This window comes from Streptomyces sp., assembly GCF_050698815.1.
Lineage (GTDB): Bacteria > Actinomycetota > Actinomycetes > Streptomycetales > Streptomycetaceae > Streptomyces.
Map to the genome: position 1 here is coordinate 1 of NZ_JBOHCV010000604.1, position 18044 is coordinate 18044.

The window sequence follows — 18044 nt, forward strand, 5'->3', positions numbered from 1 at the left end:
GTGAGCTGGTAGGTCACCGGTCCCGCGAGGTCCAGTACGAGGGTGTCGGCCCCTTCCTGCGCGAGGGCCCGCAGCACCTGGGGCGGACGGACGGCCACGGGGCGGGCGTCCGCACGCCAGCGGGCCAGCGTGGCGGTGCTGGTGAAGACGGGCAGCGCCCGGCGGCCACCGGGGGCGGTGAGGGTGGGCACCGCCATCTCGCTGGTCTTCTCGTGGCGTGCCCCCTCGCCCAGCACCGCGACCACGGGGACCAGCAGCCTCACCCCCGCGAGGGCGGCGAGCACGCGCTGTTCGGCGGTGGGGGCCGTGGGGTCCGCCCGCCAGGACGCGAGCGCTTCGGCGAGCGCGGGGTCGGCCGAGCCGTCGTCGGAGGAGAAGCCGGAGCCGGGGATGTTCTTGAGCGCCACGGGCACGAGCCTAGCGCCCTTCCCGGCAAGCTTTGCCCTGTCGCGCCGTCCATCACGCACTCCCCCTGGCTTCGCCGGGGGGACCCCCACGCCGCGTTGGCCGAAAGCCCTGGTAGCTCCGTTACAAGGACTTCCAGCCGCCTTGCGATCGCGTCCCCTGGGCCTGCGGCCCGGGGAGACCCCATGACTGGACGACGCTCCTCAACGGGCAAACATTACCGGTCACGGCACTAGTTCGCGGGGTCCGTGCCGCGGACCGGCGGGTCCCGGCGCACCGGCCGCCGGGTCAGTGCCCGGGCGGTCGGCGGCTCCCGAGGTCGCGCAGGGTCGCCAGGCTGACACCGCGGTGCAGCGCGACGGCACCGCCCCCCAGCGCCACGCCGAGCACGGCGGCGATGACCGCGAGCCAGCCCGCGCTCAGTCCGTCGTCCGGTCCGGTACCGAAGTACTCGCTCCGGTAGGACAGCTGGTTCGGGCGCTGGGCGCGGGGTTCGATGTTCGAGCCCATCTCGATGGCGGCGGCCGGATCGACGACTCCGGTGCCCAGGGCGTCGCTGCGACCTCCCTCGGGGGTGTGGCGCGCGGTGTCCGAGATCAGCTCTTTGATCTGCGCCGGGCTGAGGTCGGGGTGGGCGGCCCGTACGAGCGCGACCGCGCCGGAGACGAAGGCCGAGGCGGCGCTGGTGCCCCAGCCCTCGTAGTAGCGCTTGTCCGGGTCGGCGATGAGCACGTCCTTGCCGGGGGCCGCGACGCTGGCGTACCAGCGGCGGGTGGAGAAGGCGGCGCGGGCACCGAAGCGGTCGATGGCGGCGACGGCTATCACGCCGGGGTAGGCGGCCGGGTAGGAGACGTGGTCACCCTCCTCGCCGCCGTTGCCCGCCGAGGCGATGACGACGGAGCCCTTGCGCAGCGCGTAGCGGATCGCGGCGTCCTCGCGCGCCTCTGGGTGTGCGGAGTCGCTGTCGTCGCCGAGGGAGAGATTGATGACGTCGGCGCCCTTGTCGGCGGCCCAGCGGATGCCCTGGGCGAGCGCCGCGCCACGGGCGTTGCGGGCCTTCTTGCGCTCGGAGTCGCTGTCTTCGAGCAGCACGCGCACGGGCAGGATCCGCGCCTCCGGGGCGACCCCCATGACGCCCAGCCGGCCGTCCTCGCCGTGCCCGTGGCCGGCGATGATCCCGGCCATGGCGGTGCCGTGCCGGGCCCATGCGCGATCGCCCTTCCGCGCACCCATCCGCACGAAGTCCCGGCCGCGCAGCACATTGTCCTCGAGGTCGGGGTGGTCGGCTGCCACCCCGGTGTCGAGCACGGCCACGGTGATGCCCTTGCCCTTGGTGGTCTTCCACGCGTCGCGGGCGTGCACGGTCTTCAGGCCCCACTGCTGCTTGCGTACGCCCTCCCCCGCCGCGTGCGCCGTACCGGCTGCCGGCAGGAGCGCGAGCAGCGCCGCCAGCGACGCGGCCACGAGGCGGCCGGGGACACGGGCGCGGCTCCGCCCGCGGGTTCGCGGCGTGCGCCTGGGCGTGGGCTCCGGGCGTGCGAGGTGTCCGGGGGGTCGGCTGTGTGTCACTGGTCGTCTTCTCCTCGCCCTGCCGTGGACGCCTCGCGCAGCCGGCGCTCGATACGGTCCGCGATGCCCTGCGCGTCGTGGCCGAGACCGGCCTGCGCCGCCGGCGAGGTCTCGTTCTTCGCGGTCGCCTGGGCCGCGGACTGCGGGTCGCTGACGACGCGTCCGTCGGCGAAGCCGGTCACGGCGTAGGCGACGACGGGGGCGTCGGTGAGCACCCGTATGGTCCAGCTGGCGCGCTGCGCGTCGCCGAAGTCGGCCGCCACGGTGCCCCGTGCGGAGTAGGGACGGGGCATCAGGTCGGTCCGCTGGCTGAGGTTCTCGACCGCGAACCGCTTGCGCAGCGACCGCATGCCGCTCGCGTCGGTGCGGGTGAAGAGCAGGCCGACCGTGGTGACGCTGCTGGTGGTCTCGTCGGCGTAGGTGGCGCGCACGAGGCGGCTGCAGCCGACCGGAGAGAGGGCCTTGGCGAGCAGGGGGTCGAAGACGTGCCGGCAGTCGCTGTCCGGCGCGACGGCGACCCGGACCCAGTGGCGGTCGGCGCGCCCAGGACCCGCGCCCACCCCCTTGATCTCGCGCGGGAAGAGAGTGTTGACGGGCACGCTGTGCCACAGTCCGCGTGTGTGGTCGAACTTCTCCTCGGCGGTGGCCTGTTCACCCGGGTCGCCGGTGAACCAGGTGCCCGCGGCGGCGCCGCCGAGCAGCCCGACGCCGAGCACGAGACAGACGGCGGCGGCGACCGTACGCGGCGCGGGCCGGGTGGTTGCCGGCTTGTCGCGGATCGCCCGCAACTGCGCGGTGGGAGGCCCCGAGTCGTACTCCTCCTCCCGCCTGCCGCCCGGCGTCCGGACCGGGCTCCGGGCGGTGGTCACCCCGGCACCGGCGGATCCGGTGACAGAAGTCGTCGCGGCTTCCGGCGGCATCGCCATGCCCGGCGTGCTGCGGGCGCGGCCCAGGGTGGCGGAGGTCAGCGGCTCCCCGGTGGGTGGCGGAGGCTGCGGCGGCAGGGACGGTACGGGCGGGCGTGGCCGGGCGGGCAGCGGGGGTGACGTCGCCGGCCGGGCGTCGTCCGCTTCCGTGTCGTGCGGCATCTGTGCGGTGCGCTCGTCTTTCTTGTTGTGCTCCCCGGCCGTTTCGGCGGTATCAGCCGTGTGCGCGGGGCGGTTGGCCGGCCGGGGCTGCCGCCGGCCGGAGTCCGGGGCGGACTTCGGCGGCACGCTCGGGCGCGGCGGTACGACGGGACGGGGCGGAATGACGGGACGGGGCGGGACCCGGGGATACTCCCGGACCGAGTCCGGCGGAGGGGCAGGAGGGTGCTTGCGGTCGGGGCCCGTGCTCAATTGCACCCCTCCCGCGCGCAGTGCCAGCCCACACGAATGCCTTTCGGGGCATGCCGGTTCGTAACGGACAACACGCCGCAGGCCGCAGCCTTACACAGCGTGCGGCGGTCACTCTACGGGGCGAACAGGTGGGTGCGGCAACCCGGTCGACCTGCCCGGGGCTGTCCCACACGCCCGTGCTCTGGCAAGCTGCCCGGGTGTTCGAGACCACAGCCGACCTCGCAGCCGACCGGGCCCGCTACGACCGCGCCACCGCGCATCTGGACGCGCCGCTGGCCCTCGTCGACGTGGAGGCGTTCGATGCCAACGCCGACGATCTGGTGCGCCGCGCGGCGGGCAAGCCTGTCCGGGTGGCGACCAAGTCGGTTCGGTGCCGGGCCCTGTTGGAGCGGGTGCTGGCGCGCGACGGCTTCGCCGGGGTGCTGAGCTTCACGCTCGCGGAGTCCCTGTGGCTGGCCCGCTGCGGAGTCCGGGACGTGCTGTTGGCGTATCCCTCGGCGGACCGGGCGGGCTACGCCGAGCTCGCGGGTGATCCGAAGGCGGCGGAGGCCGTGACCGTCATGGTCGACGACGCGGCACAGCTGGAGCTGATCGACGCGGCACGGGACGGCGGCCGTGCGCAGATCCGCGTCTGCCTGGAACTGGACACCTCGCTGCGGCTGTTCGGCGGCCGGTTCCGGGTCGGGGCACGCCGGTCGCCGGTGCACTCCCCCACCGAACTCGCGGAGCTGGCCCGCTCGGTGACCCGGCGGCCGGGCTTCCGGCTGGTCGGGCTGATGGCGTACGAGGGACATGTGGCGGGCGTGGGCGACGCGGCGCCGGGCAGCCGGCTGCGCTCGCGCGGTGTGCGGGCGATGCAGTCGGCCGCACGGCGCGAGCTGGCCGCCAGGCGGGCGGCCGCGGTACGGGGGGTGCGCAGGGTCGCGCCGGACCTGGAGTTCGTCAACGGCGGCGGCACCGGCAGCGTGCAGCACACGGCCGCGGAGGAGGCGGTGACCGAGATAGCGGCCGGCTCGGGACTGTTCATGCCGTGTCTCTTCGACCACTACACCTCCTTCACCGGGCGGCCCGCCGCGCTCTTCGCACTGCCGGTGGTACGCAGGCCCGGGGTCGGTGTGGTGACGGTGCTGGGCGGCGGGTATCCGGCGTCAGGGGCGCCGGGCCGGGACCGGCTGCCGCAGCCCTACCTTCCGCAGGGGCTGCGCTACGACCCGCGGGAGGGGCCCGGCGAGGTGCAGACGCCGCTGCTGGGACCGCCCGCCGACGACCTGCTGATCGGTGACCGGGTGTGGTTCCGGCACGCCAAGGCCGGGGAGCTGTGCGAGCGGTTCGCCGCCCTGCGGCTGGTGGAGGGCGGACGCGTGACGGAGACGGTGCCGACCTACCGGGGCGAGGGGCACACCTTTCTCTGAGGCCGTCAGGCCTGTTCGTCTCTGAGGGGCCGTCAGGCCTGTTCGCCGGGGTCGGTCCCGCCTTCCCCCGCGTCCTTCCTCGCTCCCTCGGTCACACCGCCGGCCAGCCGGTCCATGTCACCGAGCGGCGGGGCGTCCCGGTGGATGTCGAAGCCGGTACGCAGCAGCAGCATCTCCCCGGAACCGTCCGGGTGAGGGAAGGCGACGGACTCGACGTAGGCGTCCGGCTTCTTCCTGTTCACGATCTTCCAGCGGACGCGATAGGCGTCCTGGCCCGCGACGGTGGCCGTCTCGGTGGCGAGCACCTTGTGCGAGGTGATGCCGCCGTAGGTGTCCTTGCTGTAGGCGAGTTCGGCGAACCGCTCGATGTCGTTCCTGGCCACGTCTTCCGGGTCGCCGGCGTCGGTGCCCGCCACCACGATGACCGCGGAACCGCGCAGACAGCTCTTCCCGTCGCCACCGGGGCAGGTGTACTCCCCCGTGCCGGCCATGGGCCCGTCGGGATCGTGCTGCCAGCCGTCGAGCACGGGCAGGTCGACGCCGTCGGCAGGGGCTTCGGCCCTCGGGTCCGGGCGGTCCGGCGGGTCCGTGGGTCTGCTCGCGTCGTCGTGCTTGCCACCCCCGGCCCCGTCGTCGCCCGTACCGGCGCTGAAGACGCCGGAACCGCCGAAGACCAGCACGGCGCCGACGGCCAGGGCCGCGAGGAGCACCAGCGCGCCGACGATCCCCGCGACCAGGGGGCCGCGCGCGGCACCCCGCGTGCGGGTCTGGCCGGTCCAGCCGGTGCCGTCCCACCAGCGTTCCCGCGCACCGGTGCCGGCGGTCCGGGCCGGTTCGGGGTCGGCGTACCAGCCGGGCGGTGTCGTCATGCTCACGCACGGCACTGTAGGGCAACAGATGTTCGCATCACATGCCGCCCAGGCGCTCGCGCCCCGGCCCGCGGCGTGCTAGACCGGCGTCACATACGCCCCCGAGATGCCGCCGTCGACCATGAAATCGGTGGCGTTGACGAAGGAGGCGTCATCGCTGGCCAGGAAGGCGACCGCGGCCGCGATCTCGTCCGGCTCCGCGAACCGGCCCGGCGGCACGTGCACGAGCCGCCGCTGCGCGCGCTCGGGGTCCTTAGCGAACAGCTCCCGCAGCAGCGGGGTGTTGACGGGGCCGGGGCAGATCGCATTGACCCGGATGCCCTCCCGCGCGAACTGCACGCCCAGCTCCCGTGACATGGCCAGTACCCCGCCCTTGGACGCGGTGTAGCTGATCTGCGAAGTGGCGGCGCCCAGCACGGCGACGAAGGAGGCGGTGTTGATGATGGAGCCGCTGCCCTGCCGCCGCATGTACGGAATGGCGTGCTTGCAGCACAGATAGACCGAGGTGAGGTTCACCTGCTGCACCCGCTGCCAGGCGTCCAGACCGGTGGTGAGGATCGAGTCGTCGTCGGGTGGTGAGATGCCCGCGTTGTTGAAGGCGATGTCGACCGAACCGTAGGTGTCGTGTGCCGCCTTGTACAAGGCCTCGACCTGACCGGCATCGGTGACGTCGGTCTCCACGTACAGTCCGCCGGACTGCTCGGCGGCCTCCTTGCCGCGTTCGGCGTCCACGTCGGCGCACACCACGCGCGCACCCTCCGAGGCGAGGCGCCGGACGGCGGCGAGGCCGATGCCGCTGCCCGCGCCGGTGACGACGGCGGTACGGCCGACGAGGCGCCGGCACACGGACGTTGCTCCTGCGGAGCCGGTGATCGGGTCGGTCACGGCTGCTCCTCCGTACTGATGAAGACGTTCTTGGTCTCGGTGAAGGCGGTGAGCGCGTCCGGGCCGAGTTCCCGGCCGAGTCCGGACTGCTTGTAACCGCCGAAGGGGGTGGTGTAGCGCACGGCGCTGTGTGAGTTGACGGAAAGGTTGCCCGCCGCGACGGCGCGCGAGACGCGCAGTGCGCGGCCGACGTCGCGGGTCCAGATGGAGCCGGAGAGGCCGTATTCGGTGTCGTTGGCGAGCCGGATCGCGTCCGCCTCGTCGTCGAAGGGGATCGCGACGGCGACCGGGCCGAAGATCTCTTCGGCGCTGCGCGGGTCGCCCGGCGCCCCCTCCAGCACGGTCGCCGGATACCAGTAGCCCTTTCCGTCCGGCACCTGTCCGCGGATCAGGGCGGGGGCGTCCTCGGGTACGTACCCCCGCACCCGCTCCCGCTGACGTGCCGAGATCAGCGGACCCATCCGGGTGCCGGGATCTGCCGGATCGCCGGCCGCGAAGGCCTTGACCTCCGGCTCCAGCAGCTCCAGGAAACGGTCGTAGACCTCGCGCTGGACGAGGATACGGCTGCGGGCACAGCAGTCCTGGCCGGTGTTGTCGAGGAAGGAGCCGGGCGCGGCGGCCGCGGCCCGCGCCAGGTCGGCATCGGCGAAGACGATGTTGGGGCTCTTGCCGCCGAGTTCGAGCGTCACCCGCTTCACGCGCGCGGCGCACCTGGCCATGATGTCCTTGCCGACGGGCGTGGAGCCGGTGAAGACGACCTTGGCGACGCCGCTGTGCTCGACCAGCGCCGTGCCGGCGACCGGGCCCTCGCCGGGCAGCACCTGGAAGAGGCCCTCGGGCAGCCCGGCCGCCAGGCCGAGTTCGGCCAGCCGCAGCGCGGTCAGCGGCGTCGTCTCGGCGGGCTTGAGCACGACCGCGTTACCGGCGGCCAGGGCGGGAGCGGTGCCCCAGGCGGCGACCGGCATGGGGAAGTTCCAGGGCGCGATGACGGCGACCACACCCAGCGGCTCCGCGAAGGTGAGGTTGACGCCTCCGTCGACAGGGATCTGGCTGCCGGTCAGCCGCTCCACCCCCCCGGCCGCGTAGTCGAGGACGTCGCGGACGTTGCCGGCCTCGCCCAGGGCGTTGCCGACCGGGTGGCCCGCCTCCTGGACCTCCAGCCGGGCCAGTTCCTCGCGGTGTTCGTCGACCGCGACGGCGAAGCGGCGCAGCAGCCGGGCCCGGTCGGCCGGGGCCAGCGCCGCCCAGGCGCGCTGCGCGTGGGCGGCCCGCCGGACGGCCGCGTCGACGTCGGCGGCGGTGGCCGCGGGGACGGTGGTGATCAGTTCCTCGGTCGCGGGATTGACGACCGCGAGTTCGTGCGTGTGCTGCTCGTCCTGCAAAGCTGGTCCTTACATGCGCTCGAAGGAGCGGTAGCGCTCCCAGTCCGTGACGGCCTTGTCGTACGCCTCCTGCTCCACCCGCGCCATCGTGCGGTAGTGCTCGACCACCTCGGCGCCGAAGGCCTTGCGCGCGATGGCGCTCCCCTCCCACAACTCGGCAGCCTCGCGCAGGGTGGCGGGCACGTGCGCCGCGTCGCCCGTATAGGCGTTGCCGGTGCAGACGTCCTGCAGCTCCAGCTCGTGGTCGACGCCGTACAGCCCGGCGGCGATCATCCCGGCGACGGCCAGGTAGGGATTGACGTCGCCGCCCGGCACCCGGTTCTCCAGCCGGTGACCGTGTCCGTGCCCGATGATCCGCAGCGCGCAGGTGCGGTTGTCGGGACCCCAGGCGACGGCGGTGGGAGCGAAGGAGCCGGGCTGGAACCGCTTGTAGGAGTTGATGTTCGGGGCGTAGAGGAGCGTGAACTCACGCAGCGCCGCGAGCTGTCCGGCGAGGAAGTGCCGGTGGATGCGGGACATCCCGTACGGACCGTCCCCGTCGGCGAAGACCGGGGCGCCGGTCTCGTCGCGCAGGGAGAGGTGGATGTGGCAGGAATTGCCCTCGCGCTCGTCGTACTTGGCCATGAAGGTCAGCGCCTGGCCCGACTGGGCGGCGATCTCCTTCGCGCCGGTCTTGTAGATGACGTGCTGGTCGCAGGTCGTGAGCGCCTCGTCGTAGCGAAAGGCGATCTCGTGCTGGCCGAGGTTGCACTCGCCCTTCGCGGACTCCACGACCATGCCGGCCGCACCCATCTCGTTGCGGATGCGGCGCAGCAGCGGCTCGACCCGGCCGGTGCCGAGAATGGAGTAGTCGACGTTGTACTGGTTGGCGGGGGTGAGGCCGCGATAGCCGCCGTCCCACGCCTGCTCGTAGGTGTCCTGGAAGACCATGAACTCCAGCTCGGTGCCCGCGTACGCGCTCCAGCCGCGCTCGGCGAGGCGGTCGAGCTGGTGGCGCAGGATCTGCCGCGGTGAGGCGACCACCGGGGAGCGGTCGTGCCAGGTGAGGTCTGCGGTGATCATGGCCGTGCCCGGGTTCCAGGGCACGCGGCGCAGGGTGCCGGTGTCGCCGTGCATGGCGAAGTCGCCGTAGCCGCGCTCCCAGGAAGACATGGCGTAGCCGTCGACGGTGTTCAGGTCGACGTCCACGGCCAGCAGGTAGTTGCAGCCCTCGGTGCCTCCCTCCAGGACCTCGTCCAGGAAGTGGCCGGCGGCGAAGCGCTTGCCCTGCAGACGTCCCTGCATGTCGGTGAAGGCCAGCACGACGGTGTCGATCTCTTCCCGCTCGACGAGCACGCGCAGCTCGTCCACGGAGAGAGGGGATATGCGGTCTGCCACGTCAGGGCCTCCTGTCGGTCCGCCGGAAGTCATAAGGTAGTCGGGAAGACCATTGGATTGGAAGGGGTTCCGATGAGGGAGGTCCAGTGACAGCCGAGCACCGGCAGGCTCGCGAGCAGAGTCCCGGAGAAACCCCTGGCCAAGCACCCCGGCCGAGTGACGTCGACCGGCTGGCCGCCGTGCTCCGGCCGGTGCGGGCCGGCAACGGCTTCGAGGAGGCGCTGGAGCAGATACTCCAGATCGTCCGGCTCGGGCTGGTGCCGGACGGCGACCGGCTGCCCGCCGAGCGCGAGCTGGCCGACCGGCTGGGGATCAGCCGGGTGACGCTGCGCGAGGTGCTCAGGGTGCTCGCGGATCAGGGATGGGTGGAGAGCCGGCGCGGGCGGTACGGCGGCACCTTCGTACGGCAGCCGCCGCCTCCCGGAGCCGGCGCCGAGGGCGCCGAGGGCGCGACCACGCCCCCGGAGGTGGTGGACGTGGCGGACACGTTGCGCTTCCGCGAAGTACTGGAGGCGGGCGCCGCCGAACTGTGCGCGGCCCGCGGCCTGTCCGGGGCGGAGGCGGCACGGCTGCGCGCGGCCCTGGACGCCACCCGGGACGCGGCGCTGCCCGAGTACCGGCGCAGCGACACCCTCTTCCACCTCACCCTGGTCGAGCTGGCCGGCTCACCTTCGCTCACGGCGCAGTACGCGGCCGTCCGGGCACGGGTCAACGACCTGCTGGCGCGCATTCCGCTGCTGGTACGCAACCTGGAGCACGCACAGCAGCAGCACGCCGCCCTGGTCGACGCGGTACTCGCGGGCGACTCCGAGCGGGCCCGCGCGGTGACGCGTGAACACTGCGCGGGCACGGCCGCCCTGCTGCGCGGCTTCCTGACGTGAGACGGGCCGGGGCGGGGACTTCCACACCCGCACCCGCACCCGCACCCGCACCCGGACACGTAACCCGAACGTAAACGCACAGGGGGTTGCGCAGCCGCCGGGCTCGGAGCAAAGGTATGACCTCACACCAATGCCGGAGGCAGGAGCGGTCATGGCCGATGGAAGCGAGTCCCCTCAGCTGTCACATACGTCCACCGACAGCGGCCCGGACAGTGCCGAGACGTACCTCGAGCGGCGCACGCTCCGGCGCGGCAGCGCGGGCTGGCTGCTGCTGACCGGTCTCGGTGTCGCCTACGTCGTCTCAGGCGACTACGCGGGCTGGAACTTCGGCCTCGCCGAGGGCGGCTTCGGCGGCCTGGCGATAGCCACCGTGCTGATGGGCACGATGTACGCCTGCCTGGTCTTCTCGCTCGCGGAACTGTCCTCGATCCTGCCCACCGCCGGCGGCGGCTACGGCTTCGCCCGCCGCGCGCTGGGAACCTGGGGCGGCTTCCTGACCGGCATCGCCATCCTCATCGAGTACATACTCGCCCCTTCCGCCATCGCCGTCTTCATCGGCGGCTACGTCGAATCGCTCGGTCTGTTCGGTCTGGAGTCCGGCTGGCCGGTGTACCTCGTCTGCTTCGTCCTGTTCATCGGCATCCATCTGTGGGGCGTCGGCGAAGCGCTGCGCTTCAGCTTCGTGGTGACCGGCATCGCGGTAGCCGCCCTGCTCGTCTTCTGCATCGGGGCCTTCGCCCACTTCGACGCCGGCTCGCTCAACGACATCGCGGTCGACAGCAGCGCCGTCGGCTCCAGTGCGTGGCTGCCGCTGGGGGTGCTGGGCATCTGGGCCGCCTTCCCGTTCGGCATGTGGTTCTTCCTCGGCATCGAGGGCGTACCGCTGGCCGCCGAGGAGACCCGCGATCCCGCGAGGTCGCTGCCGAAGGCGATGGCATGGGCGATCGGCATCCTGGTGGTGCTCGCCCTGCTGACCCTGCTGCCCGCCGCCGGTGCCGCCGGTTCGGACGCCATCAAGGACGCCGACAACCCGCTCGTAGCCGCACTCCAGGAAGCATCCGGCGGCGACACCACGCTGAGCCGGATCGTCAACTACGCGGGTCTGGCCGGCCTGGTGGCCTCCTTCTTCTCCCTGATCTACGCCGGGTCGCGGCAGCTCTTCGCCCTCTCCCGCGCCGGGTATCTGCCCCGTTTCCTCTCCCTGACCAGTCGCCGCAAGGCCCCCTACCTCGGTCTGCTGGTGCCCGGCGCGATCGGTTTCGGGCTGGCCGCGGCCACCGGCGACGGCGCCCGGATGCTGAACATCGCGGTCTTCGGTGCGGCCATCAGCTACGTACTGATGTCGCTCTCGCACATCGTGCTGCGCCGCCGCGAGCCGGACCTGCACCGTCCCTACCGCACCCCGGGCGGTCTGATCACCTCCTCGGTCGCCTTCGTGCTCGCATGTTCCGCCGTCGTCGCCACCTTCCTGGTCGACCCGACAGCCGCCGGCATCGCCCTCATCCTGTACGTGGTGGCCGTCGGCTACTTCGCCTTCTACAGCCGGCACCACTTGGTCGCCGCCGCCCCGGAGGAGGAGTTCGCGGCGCTCGCCGAGGCCGAGGCGGAGCTGGAGCGCGGCACGGACGGGGCGGAGCGGACCGCCGAACCGCAGCCGTAGGCTGGACCGACGACGAGACCCCGCCGCCGGAGGACCCGCCTCATGCACTCGCCGCTGATCGGCATCAGCACGTATCTGGAGAACGACGTCCACTGGGGCGTGTGGCGGCACAGCGCCGCAGTCCTGCCCGCCGGGTACCACCGTCTCGTCCAGCGCGCGGGCGGCTGCGCCGCGCTGCTGCCCCCGGACGCGCCAGAGCGCGCGGACGAGATCGTGGCGCGGCTGGACGCGCTGGTCGTCTCCGGCGGTCCGGACGTCGAGCCGGTGCGGTACGGGGCCGCGCCCGAGCCGGAGTGCGGGCCGCCCTCGCCGGAGCGGGACGCCTGGGAGCTCGCCCTGACCGAGGCCGCCCTCGCCCGGCGCGTACCGCTGCTCGGCATCTGCCGGGGCATGCAGGTGCTCAACGTGGTGTGCGGCGGCACGCTGGTCCAGCACCTGGAGGGCCACCGCGGCGGGCCGGGCGTCTTCGCGCAGCACCCGGTGCGGCCGGTGGCCGGCAGCCGTCTCGCCCGGGCGCTGCCCGAGCCGGTGTCCGTGCCCACCTACCACCACCAGGCGGTGGCCCGGCTCGGCGACGGCCTGGTGCCGAGCGCGTACGCGGCGGACGGCACCGTCGAGGCCGTCGAACTCCCGGACGCCGAGCACCCCTTCGCGCTGGCCGTCCAGTGGCATCCGGAGGAGGGCGACGACGTCCGCGTCATGCGCGCGCTGGTGGACGCGGCGCGCGCCCCCTCCTCGCTGGAGTCGCTGGGACAGCAGGGCTAGCGGGGACGGGTCAGCCCAGCGCTGACCGCAGCGCCGCGGCCAGCCTGGCCGGAGCCTCGGTCAGCGAGGGCCCGTACCAGGTGAGAGACCGGCCGCTGACGAGGGCGGCGGGCAGCGCCGGGAAGGCTTCCGGGCCGTCCTGGGCGGCGAAGCGGTAGGGCTCGTCGGGCAGCACGACGAGGTCGGCCCGGCCCGGCTCGACCAGCTCCGCGAGGGGAAGGCGCGGGTAGCGCTCGGAATGGTGCGCGTAGACGTTGCGTACACCGAGGTACGCGAGCAGCGCACCCGCGAAGGTGTCCCGGCCGAGCACCATCCACGGCCTGCGCCACACGGGTACGACGGCGCGCACGTCGAACTCCGCGCGCACCTCCCGCCAGGCGTCCTCCGCCTGGGCCAGCCATGCCGGGCGGGCCAGCCCGCAGCCCTGTGTCAGCATCCGGTCCAGTTCGCCGAACGCCTGGGGCAGCGTGCGTACTTCGGTGACCAGGACCTCGATGCCGGCGGCACGGAGGGCAGCGAGATCCGGTTCGCGGTTCTCCTCCTCGTTGGCCAGCACGAGGTCGGGGGCGAGTGCGGCGATCCGCTCCACATCCGGGTTCTTGGTCCCGCCCACCCGGGTCACCTCCAGCTGAGCCGGATGGCTGCACCAGTCGGTCGCGCCGGCCAGCAGCCCGGGTTCGGTCGCCGCGAGCGCCTCGGTCAGCGAGGGAACGAGCGAGACGACGCGTCGCACGGTGCCGGTATTCACGGTGTGCGCCATACCGGCACCGTACGCCCCCCGTCGCGGCTCCGAGGTGGCCGCTCCACCATGGGGCGTTCCTCGACTCCCGGCGGTCATCCGCCGGCGGGCACCACGCGTGGACGTGTACCGCGCCTCAGCCCGCTGACGGACCGGGAGTGCGTGGTTCGCACGAGGAAGAGCGTAGAGGCACGGCCGTCGGCGGGTCAGGTCAATTCCCGCCAGCCGCAGGCGGGTTACGGTCGCGCGCGGTGCACGCCCGCCGTCACTCCGGTGTCACCCGCACCGTCGGCTCGTGCCGCACGGGGAAGTTGACGGAGCGTGCGATGAAGCACAGCTGCGGCACACCGCCGTGCAGCGTGATGGCCTTCGCCACCATCGAGTCCTCGGCGACGGTCACCCGGGACCGCAGCACCGACTCGGTGAACGCTCCGCCACCGCCCGCCGGGTGGGAAGTGCGGATCGGCGGAGGCCGCGATGGGCGGCTTCGCCCCTGCCAGCACCTCGTACGCGCGGCTGAAGGCACGGTAGTCCTGGGTGCCCGCCCCGAGGTTGCCCGTCCACACGACGGTGATCTCGTACGTGTGTGTGCCGGCCATGACGTCATCGTAAGGCGGCCCGCGCCCGCGCCGCCGGCCGCCCGCTGTCACACCCGTGCGGCATCATCGGGGCGTGACTACGACGACGGCGCGCAACCTGATGCTCCTGGACACCTCGTCCCTCTACTTCCGTGCCTACTTCGGAGTGCCGGACACGGTCAGGGCGCCGGACGGCACGCCGGTGAACGCGGTGCGCGGACTGCTCGACTTCATCGCCCGGCTGGTCCGTGACCATCACCCGCATTCCCTGGTCGCCTGCATGGACTTCGACTGGCGGCCCCAGTGGCGTGTCGAGCTGATCCCCTCGTACAAGGCGCACCGCGTCGCCGAAGAGGTGACCGGGGGCCCGGACACCGAGGAGACCCCGGACACGCTCAGCCCTCAGGTGCCGGTGATCGACGAGGTGCTCGACGCGGTCGGAATCGCGCGGGTGGGTGCGGCGGGGTTCGAGGCGGACGACGTCATCGGCACTCTGACGGCCCGCGCCGAAGGGCCCGTCGCGATCGTCACCGGTGACCGTGATCTCTTCCAGCTCGTCGACGACGCGCGGGGCGTGCGGGTGCTGTATCCGGTCAAGGGTGTGGGCACCCTCGACACCTACGACGGTGCGGCGCTCCGCGCCAAGTACGGCGTGGACGGCGGGGGTTACGCCGATCTGGCACTGCTGCGGGGCGACCCGAGCGACGGTCTGCCCGGCGTCCCAGGTGTCGGTGAGAAGACCGCCGCGAAGCTGATGGACCGGTACGGCGACCTGGCCGGGATCCTGGCGGCCGTGGACGACCGGACGTCCGGGCTGACGCCGGCGCAGCGCAGGCGGCTGGACGAGGCGCGGCCCTATCTCGCGGTGGCGCCGAAGGTGATCAGGGTCGCGGACGACGTCGTACTGCCGGACTTCGATGCCGCCCTGCCGGTGCGCGCCCGCGACCCGGAGGCCCTGCGGGCGCTGGCGGAGCGGTGGGGGCTCGGAGGCTCCCTGGAGCGGCTGCTGGCGACGCTGACGGCGCGGGCGCGGTGATGCGGTCCGGGCCGTCGGCATACCCGGGGTGATAGGTTAGGTAAACCTAACCAGTGATCGCCCCGCAGTGTCGCAGGAGGCCCACGTGGCAGACCGTCCGGCCCGTAAGCAGACCCAGGTCCACCAGGCCCGCGTGGTGCGCACCGTGCGGCTGACGCCCCACCTGGTCCGGGTCGTCCTCGGCGGCGCCGGCCTGACGGACTTCGCCGCGGGCGAGTACACGGATCACTACGTCAAGCTGCTCTTCCCGGTCCCGGGCGCCGACTACCCCGAGCCCTTCGACATCGACCGCATCCGCGCCGACTTCCCGCGCGACCAGTGGCCGATGACCCGTACGTACACCGTGCGCGCATGGGACCCGGACAAGCGTGAGCTGACGCTCGACTTCGTCGTGCACGGCGAGACGGGGCTGGCCGGGGTCTGGGCGCTGCGCGCCGAGCCCGGCGAGGAGATCCGCTTCCTCGGCCCCGGCGGCGCCTACCGACCCGGCCCGGAAGCCGGCTGGCACCTGCTGGCCGGCGACGAGAGCGCGCTGCCCGCCATCGCGGCCGCGCTGGAGGCCATGCCGGCGCAGGCCTCCGTACGTGCGCTCATCGAGGTCGCGGGCCCGGCGGAGGAGCAGAAGCTGAGCGCGCCGGACACCGCCGAGGTGGTCTGGCTGCACCGCGGCGGGGCCCGCGTGGGCGAACGGCTGGTAGAGGCCGTACGGGCACTGGAGTTCCCGTCCGGGCAGCCGCAGGCCTTCGTGCACGGCGAGGCGGGCTTCGTGAAGGAACTCCGCCGCCACCTGCGGCTCGAACGCGGCGTGCCGCGCGAGCAGTTGTCCATCTCCGGCTACTGGCGCCTGGGCCACGACGAGGAAGGCTGGCGGGCTTCGAAGAAGGAGTGGAACGCGCGGGTGGAGGCGGAGCAGGAGACGCGGCAGGCGGCGCGGTAGGCCTCAGCGCTCCAACGGTCCCTGAGGGCACTTCGCGGGGGGCACGCTGACCGGGTCGCAGCGCACCGGACCGTCACCGTCCGGGAGTTCTGCGACATAGTCGGAGCCGTAGCGCGCGGCCAGGCCGGGGACCGGGAAGTCGGTGGAGACCATCTGGGCGCCGGAGTCCAGGGCGTCCCGCAGCATGCGGGTGTCCCCGCTCGAGGCCTGGCCGAGCGGCACGTCGGAGCGGGTGCGCACGAAGTAGCCCCGTCGGACCAGGTCCTGGATGGCCGTCTTGTTGGCCCCGGTCGGGTCGTTGATCTTCATGAAGGCGGCGTCCGGACGGCCGGGCTCGGAGTCGGTGAACAGCACCCGGCCCTGCAGGCTCTCCCGGCCGCCCGCCCGGTAGGCGTCCTGCAGCTTCTGGTCGTCGTTGTCCATCAGGAACATCACCTCGCCGCGGTGGCCGGCCACCCGGGGCCAGCCGTGCCGGCGCACGGACTGCCCGAGCGTCTCACCAGGACGGCGGATGTCGTCCGGTGTGACCGTCCTGCCGTCCGGGAAGACCCCACGGATCGCGGTGTCCAGGGCGTCGAGCATGGCGGTGTCCCAGGGCGGGCTCTTCGCCCCGCCGCGTGCCTCCAGCTCCGGATCGGTCTGCTTGAGCTCGAGAAGGATGGGCACGGGCACGTGGCCGGGCTGCCGCTCGGACCACTCCTTCACCTGCGTCAGGCAGCGGGTGAGGGTGACGCAGCTGCTCCGGTGGTCGAAGTCCGCCCAGTGCAGCACCTTGAAGCCGGGCTCGCGCAGGTCCGGGTCCGCCGCCGGTGGCAGCCCGGCATCCCGGCGGATCAGCGGTTCGGCGTAGAGGCCGCCGTCCGGATCGGGGAAGACGTCCAGTTCGATGCCCCGGACCTGCTGGCGGGCGAACTGCAGGGGCAGCGAGGCATGGCTGAAAAGCAGCGTACGGAAATTGGGGTCGTGCTCGCCCATCAGCTGCTGCTCGGCGAAGGAGACCTCGCGGTGGTAGCTGTTGTGCGTGGCCATGGCCTGGATCTGGGTGAGCCGCAGGGTGCCCGCCGGGTCGCCGCCGTGGTGCCCTGCCGGGGACCGGGGCTGCGCGAGAGCCGCGGAAGACAGCGCCGCGACGGCGGCGAGCGCGGTCGCGGCGGCGGCCCAGCGGCGGGCTCTGGAACTCTTCGTGGTGCGCACATCGACCTCCTGTGAGGACACGAGGACTGAGCTGTTCTGGCGCCTCGCAGAACATCCCCCTGTGCGGCCCGCCGGTCAACGCCACGCGTGGCGCGAGCCCGGTCGTGCAGTGCCCTTTCGGCCGCGATCATCTATATACAAGCGGGCTCGGTGGACCAGGACCCGACCCGGCGACGGCTTGATCTCCTCACGCGAAAGGCAGGCCACCCCACGATGCTGACCACTGACTTCGTGACCGGCTCCCCCAGCTGGCTTGATCTCGGGACCCCCGACACCAAAGCCGCGGCCGCGTTCTTCGGCAGCGTCTTCGGCTGGGACTTCCGGACGGCGGGCCCGGAGGCGGGCGGATACGGCTTCTTCCAGCTGGACGGCAAGACCGTCGCGGCTTTGGGACCGCTCACCGAGGACGGCGCGAGCCCGGCCTGGACTGTGTACTTCCACACCTCGAACGCCGACGCCACCGCCGAGGCGGTCGAACAGGGAGGCGGAACCGTACGGGTCGAACCGTTCGATGTCATGAACGCCGGGCGGATGTCCGCCCTCACCGACCCGGGCGGCGCCGACTTCTCCGTCTGGCAGCCGGCCGCCATCGAGGGGCTGGAGAAGACCTCGGACACCAACGCCCTGTGCTGGACCGAGCTGCACACCGCGGACCCCGCGGCCGCACACGGTTTCTACCGCCACCTGTTCGGCTGGCGGTCCGAGACGATGGAGGTGCCCGGCATGACGTACACCGTGCTCTCCACCGCCGCCGGTGAACAGCAGGAGGCCTCCTTCGGCGGCATCGCACCGCTCCACCCGGGCGCGGAGGAGACACGCTGGATTCCGTACTTCGACGTGGCGGACGTCGACGAGACCGCCGCCAAGGCGGAGGCGAACGGCGGGTCCGTCCTGATGGCCGCCTCGGACGTGCCCGACGTCGGCCGGATCGCCTGGCTCGCCGACCCGTTCGGCGCACCCTTCGCCGTCATCAGGCCCGCGCCGATGTGAGGACCTCGCGCGCGTTCGTTCCGGCGCC

General features: G+C 72.8%; 17 protein-coding genes. 7 read left to right on the plus strand and 10 right to left on the minus strand.

The features are described 5' to 3' along the window. The 3 genes from ACRDP3_RS21755 to ACRDP3_RS21765 form a co-directional block, all read right to left on the minus strand. Window positions 1-407 (minus strand): SseB family protein (locus tag ACRDP3_RS21755; RefSeq protein ID WP_431518667.1); only part of this gene is annotated, 407 nt, incomplete at its 3' end. Window positions 408-693: 286 nt separating this feature from the next. After that, window positions 694-1974: a type VII secretion-associated serine protease mycosin gene (mycP, locus tag ACRDP3_RS21760; protein ID WP_431518668.1), complete on the minus strand. Its 1281-nt coding sequence runs from the start codon at window positions 1972-1974 to the stop codon at window positions 694-696. Then, complete coding sequence (locus ACRDP3_RS21765; RefSeq protein WP_431518669.1) at window positions 1971-3188, minus strand: hypothetical protein; 1218 nt, start codon at window positions 3186-3188, stop codon at window positions 1971-1973. The genes mycP and ACRDP3_RS21765 overlap by 4 nt, the downstream gene beginning before the upstream one ends. 320 nt (window positions 3189-3508) lie before the next feature. Between ACRDP3_RS21765 and ACRDP3_RS21770 the strand changes: the two genes are divergently transcribed. Continuing rightward, window positions 3509-4723, plus strand: coding sequence for an amino acid deaminase/aldolase (locus ACRDP3_RS21770; RefSeq protein ID WP_431518670.1), 1215 nt, complete (start codon window positions 3509-3511; stop codon window positions 4721-4723). 32 nt (window positions 4724-4755) lie between these two features. On the opposite strand, the gene ACRDP3_RS21775 is transcribed toward ACRDP3_RS21770, so the two are convergent. From ACRDP3_RS21775 to ACRDP3_RS21790, 4 genes are all read right to left on the minus strand, one after another. Then, the gene (locus ACRDP3_RS21775) at window positions 4756-5592 is read right to left on the minus strand and encodes a DUF2510 domain-containing protein (protein WP_431518691.1); all 837 of its coding nucleotides are present in this window, start codon (window positions 5590-5592) and stop codon (window positions 4756-4758) included. 78 nt (window positions 5593-5670) lie between these two features. Then, window positions 5671-6477 (minus strand): 3-oxoacyl-ACP reductase, encoded by an 807-nt coding sequence (locus ACRDP3_RS21780; protein WP_431518671.1) that lies wholly within the window; start codon window positions 6475-6477, stop codon window positions 5671-5673. Beyond that, window positions 6474-7859, minus strand: coding sequence for an aldehyde dehydrogenase family protein (locus tag ACRDP3_RS21785; protein ID WP_431518672.1), 1386 nt, complete (start codon window positions 7857-7859; stop codon window positions 6474-6476). Before ACRDP3_RS21785 ends, ACRDP3_RS21780 begins: the two co-directional genes overlap by 4 nt. A gap of 9 nt (window positions 7860-7868) precedes the next feature. Next, complete coding sequence (locus ACRDP3_RS21790; protein ID WP_431518673.1) at window positions 7869-9236, minus strand: glutamine synthetase family protein; 1368 nt, start codon at window positions 9234-9236, stop codon at window positions 7869-7871. 170 nt (window positions 9237-9406) lie between these two features. On the opposite strand from ACRDP3_RS21790, the gene ACRDP3_RS21795 reads away from it, so the two are divergent. The 3 genes from ACRDP3_RS21795 (at window position 9407) to ACRDP3_RS21805 (ending at window position 12542) form a co-directional block, all read left to right on the plus strand. After that, on the plus strand, window positions 9407-10117 hold the full coding sequence (locus tag ACRDP3_RS21795; protein WP_431518692.1) for a FadR/GntR family transcriptional regulator: 711 nt from the start codon (window positions 9407-9409) through the stop codon (window positions 10115-10117). 151 nt (window positions 10118-10268) lie between these two features. Further along, window positions 10269-11777 carry an ethanolamine permease gene (gene eat / locus ACRDP3_RS21800; protein WP_431518674.1) on the plus strand — a complete coding sequence of 503 codons (1509 nt, stop codon included), beginning with the start codon at window positions 10269-10271 and terminating at the stop codon, window positions 11775-11777. Between the two features lie 42 nt (window positions 11778-11819). After that, complete coding sequence (locus tag ACRDP3_RS21805) at window positions 11820-12542, plus strand: gamma-glutamyl-gamma-aminobutyrate hydrolase family protein (protein WP_431518675.1); 723 nt, start codon at window positions 11820-11822, stop codon at window positions 12540-12542. Between the two features lie 10 nt (window positions 12543-12552). Here the strand turns inward: ACRDP3_RS21805 and ACRDP3_RS21810 are convergent, their stop codons facing one another. After that, window positions 12553-13302, minus strand: a complete 750-nt coding sequence (locus ACRDP3_RS21810) for a helical backbone metal receptor (RefSeq protein ID WP_431518676.1) — start codon at window positions 13300-13302, stop codon at window positions 12553-12555. A 244-nt stretch (window positions 13303-13546) separates the two neighbouring features. After that, window positions 13547-13696 carry a hypothetical protein gene (locus ACRDP3_RS21815; protein WP_431518677.1) on the minus strand — a complete coding sequence of 50 codons (150 nt, stop codon included), beginning with the start codon at window positions 13694-13696 and terminating at the stop codon, window positions 13547-13549. Between the two features lie 284 nt (window positions 13697-13980). Here ACRDP3_RS21815 and ACRDP3_RS21820 point away from each other — a divergent pair, with 284 nt between their 5' ends. Together ACRDP3_RS21820 and ACRDP3_RS21825 are read left to right on the plus strand one after the other, a co-directional pair. After that, the gene (locus ACRDP3_RS21820) at window positions 13981-14895 is read left to right on the plus strand and encodes a 5'-3' exonuclease (RefSeq protein WP_431518693.1); all 915 of its coding nucleotides are present in this window, start codon (window positions 13981-13983) and stop codon (window positions 14893-14895) included. A gap of 85 nt (window positions 14896-14980) precedes the next feature. Further along, a complete protein-coding gene (locus tag ACRDP3_RS21825; protein ID WP_431518678.1) occupies window positions 14981-15832 on the plus strand; it encodes a siderophore-interacting protein in 852 nt (283 codons plus the stop codon). 3 nt (window positions 15833-15835) lie between these two features. On the opposite strand, the gene ACRDP3_RS21830 is transcribed toward ACRDP3_RS21825, so the two are convergent. Continuing rightward, window positions 15836-17026, minus strand: a complete 1191-nt coding sequence (locus ACRDP3_RS21830) for a phosphatidylinositol-specific phospholipase C1-like protein (protein WP_431518679.1) — start codon at window positions 17024-17026, stop codon at window positions 15836-15838. Window positions 17027-17239: 213 nt separating this feature from the next. On the opposite strand from ACRDP3_RS21830, the gene ACRDP3_RS21835 reads away from it, so the two are divergent. Beyond that, a complete protein-coding gene (locus ACRDP3_RS21835; protein ID WP_431518680.1) occupies window positions 17240-18016 on the plus strand; it encodes a VOC family protein in 777 nt (258 codons plus the stop codon). Window positions 18017-18044 lie beyond the last annotated feature (28 nt).